The organism is Bradyrhizobium sediminis, from assembly GCF_018736085.1.
Classification (GTDB): domain Bacteria; phylum Pseudomonadota; class Alphaproteobacteria; order Rhizobiales; family Xanthobacteraceae; genus Bradyrhizobium; species Bradyrhizobium sediminis.
This window is the reverse complement of sequence record NZ_CP076134.1, coordinates 5,066,306-5,078,444: the sequence shown is the minus strand read 5'-3', so window position 1 is coordinate 5,078,444 and position 12,139 is coordinate 5,066,306. Positions and strand designations below refer to the sequence as shown.

8 protein-coding genes are annotated in these 12,139 nt (G+C 62.3%); 6 read left to right on the top strand and 2 right to left on the bottom strand.

The window, feature by feature from the left end:
- Positions 1–6 precede the first annotated feature (6 nt).
- From KMZ29_RS24425 to KMZ29_RS24410, 4 genes are all read left to right on the top strand, one after another.
- Positions 7–3,423 carry a DEAD/DEAH box helicase family protein gene (locus tag KMZ29_RS24425; RefSeq protein WP_215621573.1) on the top strand — a complete coding sequence of 1,139 codons (3,417 nt, stop codon included), beginning with the start codon at positions 7–9 and terminating at the stop codon, positions 3,421–3,423.
- A 917-nt stretch (positions 3,424–4,340) separates the two neighbouring features.
- Positions 4,341–5,006, top strand: a complete 666-nt coding sequence (locus tag KMZ29_RS24420) for a Crp/Fnr family transcriptional regulator (protein ID WP_215603774.1) — start codon at positions 4,341–4,343, stop codon at positions 5,004–5,006.
- Positions 5,007–5,014: 8 nt separating this feature from the next.
- Complete coding sequence (locus KMZ29_RS24415) at positions 5,015–5,902, top strand: DUF6537 domain-containing protein (protein ID WP_215621572.1); 888 nt, start codon at positions 5,015–5,017, stop codon at positions 5,900–5,902.
- 265 nt (positions 5,903–6,167) lie between these two features.
- A complete protein-coding gene (locus KMZ29_RS24410) occupies positions 6,168–6,914 on the top strand; it encodes an outer membrane protein (protein WP_215621571.1) in 747 nt (248 codons plus the stop codon).
- Positions 6,915–7,059: 145 nt separating this feature from the next.
- On the opposite strand, the gene KMZ29_RS24405 is transcribed toward KMZ29_RS24410, so the two are convergent.
- Positions 7,060–8,457, bottom strand: a complete 1,398-nt coding sequence (locus tag KMZ29_RS24405; protein ID WP_215621570.1) for a TAXI family TRAP transporter solute-binding subunit — start codon at positions 8,455–8,457, stop codon at positions 7,060–7,062.
- 406 nt (positions 8,458–8,863) lie between these two features.
- Between KMZ29_RS24405 and KMZ29_RS24400 the strand changes: the two genes are divergently transcribed.
- Both KMZ29_RS24400 and KMZ29_RS24395 read left to right on the top strand, forming a co-directional pair.
- Positions 8,864–9,214 carry a DUF3307 domain-containing protein gene (locus KMZ29_RS24400; protein WP_215621569.1) on the top strand — a complete coding sequence of 117 codons (351 nt, stop codon included), beginning with the start codon at positions 8,864–8,866 and terminating at the stop codon, positions 9,212–9,214.
- Between the two features lie 164 nt (positions 9,215–9,378).
- Entirely contained in the window at positions 9,379–9,780 is a 402-nt protein-coding gene (locus KMZ29_RS24395; RefSeq protein WP_215603770.1) for a hypothetical protein, read from the top strand.
- 77 nt (positions 9,781–9,857) lie between these two features.
- On the opposite strand, the gene KMZ29_RS24390 is transcribed toward KMZ29_RS24395, so the two are convergent.
- Complete coding sequence (locus tag KMZ29_RS24390; RefSeq protein WP_249779781.1) at positions 9,858–12,086, bottom strand: sensor domain-containing diguanylate cyclase; 2,229 nt, start codon at positions 12,084–12,086, stop codon at positions 9,858–9,860.
- Positions 12,087–12,139 lie beyond the last annotated feature (53 nt).

Here is a 12,139-nt window from a genome sequence, read left to right as displayed (position 1 = left end):
CCTGCGATGTCCAACTTCGCCTTCCTTGCTGCCGAATTCCCCGCCGTGCACGAGGCGGCGGTGGAGGCGGAGCGTCAGGCCGGCGTGTCGCCGACGGCGGCGGCCTTCTTCGCCGGCAAGGCGGTCGAGGTCGCGGTGAAATGGGCGTTCCGCAGCGATCCCAATCTCAAGCTGCCCTATCAGGACAACATTTCCGCCCTGCTGCATGAGCCGAGCTTTCGCAGCGCGGCGGGCGAGGCGGTGTTCGCCAAGGCGAGATACATCAACACGCTGCGTAATCGTGCGGTGCACGAGGAAAGGACCATCAGCCCCGGCGATGCCACCGGCGCGGTGAAAGAGCTGTTTCACGTCTGTTTCTGGCTCGCCCGCACCTATGCGCGCAAGGCAAAACCGGCCGACGGTCTCGCCTTCGATGCCTCGGCCCTTTCGCGCCGCGACGAGGTGCTGAAGAAGGCTTTCGTCCAGCTCAAGGCGCAACAGGCCGAACTCGATGCCAGGAATGGCGAACTGACCAGGCTACTCACCGACAAGCAGAATCTCGGCGAGGAACTGAAAAAGCTGCGCGAAGCAGTTGCTGCCGCGCGCAAGGCCAGCGAAGCGCAGCCGGACCGGCACAACTACAACGAGGCCGAGACCCGCGACCGCTATATCGACCTGTTGCTGCGCGAGGCCGGCTGGGCGCTCGACAAGCCCGACGACCTCGAATTCCGCGTCGAAGGCATGCCCAACAACGAGGGCATCGGCTTCGTCGATTACGTGCTGTGGGGCGCGGACGGCAAGCCGCTCGGGCTGGTGGAAGCCAAGCGCACCCGCAAGGATGCGCGGCAGGGCCAGCAGCAGGCCAAGCTCTACGCCGATTGCCTGGAGATGCGCTTCGGCCAGCGCCCGGTGATCTTCTATTCCAACGGCTACGAGCACTGGATCTGGGACGATACGCGTTATCCGCCGCGCCAGATCGGCGGCTTCTACAAGCGCGACGAGCTGGAGCTTTTGATCCAGCGGCGCACCACCCGGAAGAAACTGGGCACGGAAGCCGTCAACCGCAAGATTGTCGAGCGACCCTATCAGCACCGGGCGATCCGCAACGTCGCGCGCAGTTTCGAGCAGGACGGCGAGCGCAAGGCGCTGCTGGTGATGGCGACCGGCTCCGGCAAGACCCGTACCGTGATCGCGCTGGTCGATCTCCTGATGCGGGCCGGCTGGGTCAAGCGCGTGCTGTTTCTGGCCGATCGCGTCGCGCTGGTGAACCAGGCCGCCGACGCCTTCAAGGCGCATCTGCCGGATGCCGCCCCGGTCAATCTCGTCACCGAGCGCACTGGGGAAGGCCGGGTGTTTCTGTCGACCTATCCGACCATGATGAACCTGATCGACGGCAAGCAGGAGGGCAAGGCCAAGTTCGGACCCGGCCATTTCGATCTGATCGTGATCGATGAGGCGCACCGCTCGGTCTATCAGCGCTTCCGCGCCATCTTCGAATATTTCGACAGCTTCCTCGTTGGGCTGACCGCGACGCCGAAGGACGAGATCGACAAGAATACCTATTCGCTGTTCGACCTCGAGGATGGCGTGCCGACCGACGCCTATTCGCTCGACGAAGCGGTGGCCGACGGCTGGCTGGTGCCGCCGAAGGCGATCTCGGTGCCGCTCAAGATCGTGCGCTCCGGCCTGCGCTACGCCGACCTCAGCGAGGAAGAAAAAGACCAGTGGGACATGCTGGAATGGGGCGAGGATGAAATCCCCGACAGCGTCGAGGCCGCCGAGGTCAACAAGCGGCTGTTCAACGAAGATACCGTCGATCGCGTCATTGCCTATCTGATGCAGAACGGCATCAAGGTCGAGGGCGGCGACCGGCTCGGCAAGACCATCATCTTTGCCAAGAACCAGGACCATGCGCTGTTCATCGAAAAGCGCTTCAACGCAGCATACCCGGCGCTATCAGGACATTTCGCGCGGGTCATCACCCATCAAACGGGTGCGTATGCACAGACGCTGATCGATGATTTCTCGAAGAAGACCAAGGCGCCGCACATTGCCATCTCCGTTGATATGCTCGACACCGGCATCGACGTCCCCGAAGTGGTAAATCTCGTCTTCTTCAAGCAGATTCGTTCGAAGACGAAGTTCTGGCAGATGATGGGCCGCGGCACGCGGCTCTGCGCCGACTTGTTCGGCCCGGGGCAGGACAAGGAATTCTTCCGCGTCTTCGACTATTGCCAGAACCTCGAATTCTTCGGCGCCAATCCGGAACTGAAGGAGGCGGGCACCGCGAAATCGCTGTCGGAACGCTTGTTCGCCTCAAGAATCGATTTGGTGCGGGCGCTGGATGAGAAGGTCGGCAAGCCGGACGGTCTGTCCGCCGGGACGCAAACGCCTTATGCGGCGGGTGGTGAGCCGCCGCCGAGCGAGGCCGTGATCCGCGAGGGCGCATTGAAGACGCTGCAGGACACCGTCACCGGTCTCAACACCGATAATTTTCTGGTGCGCCAGCATCGCCGCGCCGTCGAGAAGTATCGCGAGCCGAAGGCATGGGTTCCGATCGACGACGACAAGCGCAAGGAACTGGTCGATGAGATAGCGCCGCTGCCTTCGGAGCGCGGCTTCGGTACTGAGGAGGCAAAGCGTTTCGATCTGCTGATGTTCTCACTGCAGCTGTCCTTGCTGAAAGGCTCGAAGCGCTTCGATACTCTGAAAAAGCAACTGCTAGAGATCGCCTCGGCGTTGGAAGACCAGACCGGCATTCCCGCGATCGCGCATCAGGCGGTGCTGATCGAGGAGATCCAGACCGACCAATGGTGGGAAGGCGTCACCGTGCCGCTGCTCGAACTGGTGCGGCTGCGCTTGCGCGATCTGGTCCAGCATATCGAGAAGTCGCGAAAGGGCGTGGTCTATTCGAACTTTGCCGACGAGATCGGCGATGGCGTCGAACATGTGCTGCCGCAGGTCGGTGAGGCCGACTTCGCGCGATTCAAGCAGAAAGCGCGGCATTTCCTCAAGGCGCACGAGGATCACATCGTGCTGCACAAGCTGCGGCAGGGCAAACCGCTGACGCCAACCGACCTCGGCGAACTCGAAAGGATGCTGCTCGACGCTGGCATCGGCGAGGCCGGCGATATCGAACGGGCGCGCGCGACCAGCCAGGGTTTTGGACGCTTCGTCCGCTCTCTCATCGGGCTCGACCGCGCCGCAGTCAGCGAGGCCTTCAGCGAGTTTTTGGCGGCGGGGGTAGCGTCGGCGGCGCAGATCGAGTTCATCAATATGGTGATCGAGCATCTGACCGATCAGGGCGTGATCGATCCGGCGTTGCTGTACGAGGCGCCCTTCACGGACATTGCCCCCACCGGCCCCGATCAACTCTTTGATGCGGAAAAGGTAACGCGGCTGTTCACGAAAATTCAGGCGATCAACGACAGCGCGGTGGCGTGAGCCTGCCGGGGCCGGCCGCCCCAAAATTTCTGATTTTCAGAAGTTTCTCTTGACGCCTCCCCCAAATCACCCTCATATTTCTTGCCATCCCGGCCCTCTCAGAGGGGCGTATCATGATCGTCACGGACGTTGGGTGGGGATGCGGTGGACGCGGCAGCGTCGGGCGCGCAGGTGGTGGCAGGGCGGGATCAACTCCGTGAGCGACCGGACGGCGTGCTGACGAACGACGTTTGGCCCGGCGAAGCCTTTTGGCGTAGACGGGTGGTCGCGTACGGCAAAGTCGTGTGGATCCGACGCCTCGACGCTGGCGTCAAGTCTTGCGGAGGTGCTGAAAGCCCAACCGGGCCGAGGCGCCGGTTTCCGCAAGGCGACGGAGACTAGAAAGCCCGCTACTCCGGGGTGAGCGCGATATAAGCCGTAAAGCCATTGCGCAGGGAATGTCGGATGTTCTCCGCTGAACCTGTATGCTCGTGTGCGTTCTTCCCAATAAAAATTGCACGCGAGACCGCGGGTGCAGCGCGCATCCGGCATTCCCCGCGCCCTCTGATTCCAGGGCGTGAAACTTCTCTGGGCAAACCTCGGGCGACCAGCGCCGCGAGAACGCGGAACTGTATCTGCTGTTTGAAATTCCAATTCGTAGGGTGGGCAAAGGCGCCCTTGCGCCGTGCCCACCAAAAATCACGGCTAGCTGCATTGGTGGGCACGCTTGCGCTTTGCCCACCCTACGCAATCTGTGCCGCCCGATTTGGCCGGAATCCGGTTTTTTAGCCTTACGGGCCGCCGATCGGCCAAAATCCCGAACCAAACGTCGCCTTTTCTCCGTATATCAAAAGCTCCCTGCCGACATTACGATGACGGGTGCGCGTCGAAGACGATCCCTAGAAACATTCACTCCTTAAAAAGCTGGTTGGCTTCCAATGGATACCTCACATCTCGCAGAACACGCCGGCACGGTAGGCGCTGTGTTCGCGTCGGTTTTCGTCATCGCGACCACCACGATGCGGACCATGATCCCCCTGAGGGTGCTCGGCATCTGCACCAATCTCGTCCTGATCGGGACCGCGATCCCGACCCGCAATTATCTGATCATCGTGGTGCAGGCGCTGGTGCTGGTGCTCAATTCGTATCGCCTGCACCAGATGCTGCAGCTGGTGCGCGACGTCAAGAAATCGGTCAACAGCGACCTGTCGATGGAGTGGCTGAAGCCGTTCATGACCGAGCGCAAATGCGCAGCCGGGGAAGTGCTGTTCTACAAGGACGAAAAGGCCGAGGACATGCTCTACATCGTCAGCGGCCGGTTCAAGCTGGTGGAGTCCGGCATCGAACTGCCGGTCGGCGCCATCGTCGGCGAACTCGGCATGCTGTCGCCGTCGAACATGCGGACCCAGACGCTGGAATGCGTCGAGGCCGGCACGATCCTGAGCGTCAGCTACACCAAGGTCGAGGAACTCTACGTGCAGAATCCGGCCTTCGGCTTCTATTTTCTCCGTCTCGCCAGCGCCCGGCTGTTCGAGAACATCGACAAGCTGGAGCAGCGGCTGGCGCAGCAGACGGCAGCCTCCGCTGCCCCAAAGCCGGCTTGAAGGTTGGAATGGCAAGCGTCCTTTCCTCGCTCCGTTACCTCCTCGCCGACTTCATCGGCGAGGACGACGACGAGCCGCCATTCTTGCCGGGCGGTTTGCCGGAGGGCGCGGCAACGCTCGTCAGCGACGGCATTCACCGCCTGATCGACTATCAGGGCGCCGCCTACGCCAAACTTTATGTGGACCGGTTGCGGCGCTTCATCGGCAAGCCGGGCGTGGACGACGCGATGTTCGCTGAAATCGCGCGGCTGATGGCCATGCGCATGAGCTATGAGGATCCGATCCGGATCGCGCAGCTGAAGCTTGCCGAATTGGAGACCGGCGCCGGCGCCGGCGGCCAGCGCGCGCCCTCGTCCGACGACGTCAGGAAATTCCGGCTCGATGAACTGGTCGAGGCACTGCCCGCGGCGGTCGCCGAGCCGGTTCTTGATGTTCTTGAACGCCTGGGATGGGTGCGCAAGCGGATCTCGATCCGCTTCAGCACGAAGAACCGTTGGAGCGTTCGCCGTCTCAAGATCGAGGCGTCGCTGCGGCGATGGCGCCGGTTCTCGGTACGCTATGCCAGGGAACGGATGTGGGTCGAGCGCTGGCTGCATATGATCGACCGCAGCCTGACCAAGCAGCCCAACGCCGCAGCCGAGATCGTTCAGACCGCGACCATGGTACAGGGGTACGGCGACGCCTACCGCCAGGGTCTCGCCGATTGGCATGCGATCATCGATGGCCTCGCCAAGCCAACCTTCGACGGCGTGCTGCCGCTGAGGGATCTGGCCGGCGCCGTGGCGGAAGCCCGCGCGGCGGCGATGCCCGATCCGCGGCAGGTCGCGCTCAAACGCACCATCGCGGAGATCAGGGCGCAGGCGCTTTCGGCCGGCGCCGACGCGGCGGCGGGCTGATTTTCGTCTGCCGGAGGACGGGGGCGATTCCAGCGTCGACACCAGAATTCGGGCCTCAGGCCTCAATGTCCGCTGCCCGACAGTGCCGCGGGGAACCCGAAATTTGGCTCGATTTCGCGCTGAATCGAGCCGTCGCTATTGCAGAAATGTCGCAGCCTTCCCGCAATGTGGATCGACTCAACCCGGAACCGGCATTTCGACTTGTTTCAGCCGGTGGTTGGCGTTCTTCTTTCCTAGTCCAATTCTGTTGAGGGGGTAATTTCAGATGAAATCCAAATTAATCGTGCTCCTCGGTGGAGCCCTGAGCCTCGGTCTCGTGAATGCTGCCTCGGCTGCTGACATGGCGGTCAAGGCCCGCCCGGTGGTCGCGCCGGTCATCGTCTACAGCTGGACAGGTTGCTACGTCGGTGTTGAAGGCGGCGGCATCTGGGGCAGAAGCCGCCACAGCGAACAAACGGCCGGAGTGGTCACCGACATCACCAACAACTTCGATCTGAGTGGCGGTTTGGTCGGTGGCACCGCGGGCTGTAACTATCAGATTTCGAATTTTGTGTTGGGCGTCGAGGGCGACGCCTCCTGGACCAACAAGTCGGGGAGCGCGGCTGATATTCCGCCTTTCAACACGGCTTTCACCTCTGAGACCAAGGAGCGGGCATTCTATACCCTGCGGGGCAGGGCAGGCGTCGCGTTCGATCGCGTATTGGTCTACGGAACGGCAGGTGCCGCTGCGGCTGACGTCGGAATTACGGTGACCGGCCCCGGGGTTGTTGCTTCCGAGAACAAGACCGTTTGGGGATGGACTGCCGGCGTCGGTGTCGAGTGGGCTTTCGCCTCGAATTGGTCAGCCAAGCTTGAATACCTGCATGCCGATTTCGGCAATCCCACATTCTTCGATGTGCCGCCGGTTGGTTTCTCCAACCGTTCAGGCGGCATCCACCTCACCGACGATCTGGTTCGGGTTGGCGTGAACTACAAGTTCAATTGGGCTACGCCGGTCGTCGCCAAGTATTGAGCTGTCCATACCTCGGCAATCAAAAGCCCTGGCATCGTCCGGGGCTTTTTTGCGTCCCCATTCGATGGCGTGGACCGCCGGGTGAAGCTGGATCCGAGGCCGGGGGCGTTTTCGCGGCAGGACATGGCTGAAGTTTCGCAGTCCGTTACGCGCTTTGCGCCGTCTTGACGATCACCACATTGTCGTCATGGCCGGCATGCCGCCTCAGGCTCTCGCGCCGCATGCCGAGCTCGTCGCGGACGAATTGATAGCCGAGCTTGAAGGTCTCCAGGCCGTCGCTCGAGATGGTTCCGTCGCGCAGCCCGATCACCACGCCGCGGAGGATGGCTTCGAGTTCATCCTGCAGCGCGTCGAGGGCCTCCATCGAAGTGGCATGCTCCATCCGCTCGCCGATATCGAGAATGGCGGTTGCCAGCTCACTGGCTTTCTCCGGCGCAATCCGGGTCACCTTGGTGTAGAGCGCGATGAACAGCGAGCCGATGACGCTGAGCACTCCGGCGCCCAGATAGGCGAGGTCGCTGTAGCGGTCGACGAACGATTTGGTGTCGTCGTTGATGTAGTCCGCGGCGCCCTGATGCGCGACGACGAAGGCGTCCTTGTCGGTGCTCGCCGGCTCGATTCTGGAGGCGAACCCATTCTCCAATGCAAGCTCGGCCTTGTTCTCGTAGATCGCGCGCGCAAGATTTCCCGTGGTCGCGGTCGACAGCCTGGATTGCGCCACCAGGAGCCACTGCAGCCCGACCGTTTCCAGATCCTCTTCGGGAACCGGGGGCGAGGAGGACAGGACGCCGGCCGCCAGCGTCTCCTCCGTCAAGCCGGAATTCCTCCTGACCAGCGCCTTCGACCCGCTGATCGCGTTCAGGGTGAAGCCGCCACGCCTGGCATATTGTGCGAAGCTCTTGTCCCGCATCATTCTCGAGGCCGGCGCAATGGCGATCACCGCGCCGTAGCCGCCTGGCGCCAGCAACTTGTCGTAGCTCGCATTCGGCGGCGCCAGTTGCAGCCGCGAAGCGGCGTCGGGATCGTCGGAAACTTCGAGCAGGCGGCGGATGAAGGCCGCGCCGCTGTCGGCGTCAGCGACAACGGCAATCTTCTTTTTCTTCAGCTCGGCCAGCGATTTGATTTTTCTCTTGCCGGGGCTGAACAGCAACAACACGTCGTGCTCCAGGATCGCGATGGCACGGGCGCGCGGCGGTACCCTGGCGTCGGTGCGCAGCACCGCAAGATCTGCCTGCTTGCGGTCGAACTGCGCAAGCGCCTTGGCGTTGTCGGGATTGTGAACGATCCTGAGATGCAGCCGCGAGTTGGTGCTCTTGAGCATGGCGGCGAGCTTGGCGGCAAACCGGGCCTCGGGGCCGTTGGCATCGCCGACCGCGAAGGTCAGTGTTTCGGAATTCAGCCAGATCCGGCTGCCCCACACGGTTGCGACCGTCAGGATCACCGTCAGCGCGGCGAAAAGCAGCACTTGCCTGCGGTTGCTTTTGACAACCCGCGAACGCGAGGATGGCCTTGCCGCGGGCGGCGTTGGGACTTCAGCGCTCATGGCACATATCCGGGCCGGGTCGCTTCACCGCCTTAAGCTGCCTTCGCGGTTTCCCGGGCGAGATCGTAAATATCTAAAAAAGAACAACAATTTTCCAGTTTAGGGATGATATCCCGCTCCGGGCGGATTGCAAACTGGCCCCGCACGGTAATCTTACCGGCGGACCCGTCAATCGGTGCGCCGATCTATCGCGGTTGGGCCACACCTGGCGTTTTTCGAACTACCCACAGGTGCATTCCGGCGCGGGAGATGTCATAAATAAATAATACCGGTCGAATTGTCCGGGTTTGAGAAGAAGTTGCGCTGAACGCCTCCTGTTTCTTCCCGTCAGTCCGAGCAAAGGGCGTCAGCTTTGTTGTTTCCTTCAATGTCGTCGTCGGTTCCGGTTGGTGCGCTCGTCGGATGGATGCTGCTGCTCACTGTCAAGCACATCATCGCTGATTTCGTACTGCAGACCTCCTGGATGGCGATCGGCAAGGACCAGAAGACCGGCTGGGCGCTGCCCCTGCTGGCGCACTGTCTCGTACATCTGGCGGTTGCGATGACGCTGATCCTGATCATCGCGCCGAAGTTCTGGTTCGTCGCCATCATCGACTTTCTGATTCACATCACGATCGACCGTGCCAAGGGACTTTGCACCTCGACATTCGGCGTGACGCACGAGCATCCATGGTTCTGGACGCTGATCGGCGTCGACCAGGCGCTGCATCATCTCACCGGCTTCGGCCTGTCGATTTTCATGTCGGCGAACGGCTGATCTCCCCGGGCACGCCGGTTCGCGAAGCAAGCGCGTCAGAAAAAGATCATCGCTGCGGTTCTGATTCGTGGCGATCTGGCAAGCACGCCGGGCGACTACCGGGTACCGTGGTTAACCTTTCGTTAGAGGATTGCACGGCATCTTCGCGGCCAGGGAGAACTGCAATGTTTTCAAGCCGCGACGCCTACGAAAACGATTTCTGCCCGGTCCGGGATGAATTGCTCGGCGAAATGTACCGCGCCAACGAAAACGGCCTGCCCAGGCTGGTCGAGAGCGTTTCTTCCGACGTCCGGGCGATGCTGGCGCTGTTCTGCTATCGCAGGAGCCACCTCTACTCGCTGGCGCTGTCGATCGCCGCAAGCTGCAGCGAGCGCGACCTGATCCAGTTGGGCGGACGCGTCGGTTCCACCCTTTATGCGCTGTCCCGTGAAACGAAGGCGACGCGCGCCACGGCGTCATCGTCGAGCCGCAAGCCGATCACGCTCTCGACCAAACCGCTGAGCACGTTTTCGCCGATCGAGGACCAGGTGGACGAAGAGGATTTCGCGGAAGCCGCGACCGTCTGAGCCGGCCCCGCCGCCGGCAGCCACGGCCTGAAACCGGGCGCATCCGAGCTGCTGCAAGCCGAAGCGATTGCCGGCGATCAGGCGACCGAGGCCAGGCCGCCCCTGATCGAATCCGATCGTGACACCAGTTCAGTCCGATTGCGGCCGCGCAGCTTTGCCCGGTAGAGCGCACCGTCGGCGCGCGCCACCAGCGTTGCTGCGGAATCTCCTTCCGAGAACTCAGTGACGCCGAAGCTGCAGGTAATTTTTCCGACGACGCTAAACGTGGCCTGTTCGATGGCCGCTCGCAGCTTCTCCGCCGCCTGATAGGCGGTCGGGCCGTCGAGGCCGGGGGCAAGGATGACGAATTCCTCTCCACCCCATCGCGCCAGCAGGTCGGTGGTGCGGATGCATTCGAATACGATTTCCGAAAGACGCACCAGTACGTCGTCACCGGTCTGGTGGCCATGCACGTCGTTGACCTGCTTGAAATGGTCGACGTCGTACATGATCAGGGCGAGTGGCGTCTTGTACCGTTGCGACCGCGCGACTTCGCTGGCCAGCGACTCGTCGAACTTCGCGCGATTGTAGAGGCCGGTGAGCGGATCGGTGGTCGCCCTGAGCCTGAGATTCTGGGCCAGTTCCTGCAACTCGATCCGTTTGTTCATCTGGATCCGGTCGCGGATGCCGTATTCCCTGCCGAAGAAATAGATCAGGACCATCATCGTCATCAGCAGCGTGGCGACGATTCCCAGCATCCGGCCAGCGTGTATCTTTGCGCTCGGCATCGCCAGTATGACGGACCATTGGCTATGTTCGATGCTGCTGCGGCGAACCAGATCGTGCTCACCGTTGAACAGAACCCAGCTCGCGTCCTTGACCTCGCGTTCCACCACCGCCCGATCGTCCAGCGTTCCGAATTGCCGGATCAGTGTCGATCTGGCTTCGGCCGGAAGCGGCCACAATGCCCGGAGCATCATGTCCGGACGGTTGGTCAGCACGACGATGCCGTCGGGATTGACGAAGTAATAGGGGCGCACGAACAGCCTCAGATCCGCGTCGAGCCGATCGAGGGACTTCTGAAGGAAAGCGACGCCGGCGATTGAGCCGTCGTCACGGCGAACCGGATAGCTCGCGTAGTAATAGCGTCCGCGGTCCGCGGGATCGAACGCGAAGTGATAGCCGGCCTGCCCGGCGAGGGCCTTCTGGAACCAGGGCGCAGCGGACCATTTCGAAGCGTCGGCGTCGTCGATCTGGTCGGATGCGGCGACGAGGGCGCCGGAAATATCCAGGATGGCGCCGAGCCTGGCGCCGGAGGCTTCGACACCGAGGTCCAGAGCGGTCCGCGCGCGCCGCTCGTCCTGGCCACTTCCGCCGGTCAGCAACGGCAATACGGAAGGAGACTCCGCCAGCGCCTTCACCATGCCGTTCACGGTGTTGGTCTCGCCGGCAAAGCGGCTGGCGATCAGGTTGATGTCGCCCTGCGCGTGTTCCTGGATGTCCCGCCTGTAGGCGGCGCCGAGGAAGTCGGTCAGCACCCATCCGCACGCCAGGATCGTCACCACTGCCGCCAGCGTCCCGATGAACTGCCGGCGCAGATAGGCCGCGTAACGCTCCGAGGAGATCTCCTCGGTCTGCAGTTGGCCCCAGATCGCCCAGACCGACAACGCCAGCACACAGGCCAGCAGTCCGCGGACCAGCTGGATTGGAATTCCGGTGACCTGAAAAAACCACGAATGGTTGAATACGTTTGCCGGCCAGAATGGCGCTGCCGGAACGATAACCCCGGCTGCGGCGGCATAGAGCGCAAATCCTCCGGCCGCGACCAATGCGAGGCCTTTTGCCGTGCCGGAAAGTCCCCGGGCATGGGCGGCAAAAACACTGGCCGCAGCCATCGCCGCGAAGAATCCGATGCCATATCGCGCAAAGGCGCCCGCCATCGGCACGCCGCCGACGATGCCGCCAAGCATGACCAGCAATATCAAGGCGGTATAAAGCGGCGCCCCCTCGAGGGGCTTCAGACCGAACCGGATGGCCTTTTGCCGGGCGAACTCCAACAGGAACAGGAACGACGCCGTCATCACCGCCGTGCGGACCAGCGCGAAGACCGCCGTGTCGGGAACGACGAGTGCGCTCAGATCCAGCCATTCGCCGGCGCCGTGGGCGAACCCGAACAGCCCGAGCGGGATCCAGGAGGATTTGGGTCCCCGTATCCTCGCAACGGCGAAGCACACCGCGCCGAGAAAGATGAATGCAAGCCCGTAAAGGAAGAAGATGAAATCCATCTGTGCCGCAAGGAAGCCAGCAATGGTTTCACGAAGCGCCATTTGGAAGGGTCCCCGATGGACGGCAGATACGTCTGGTCGATCGTGCCGAATGC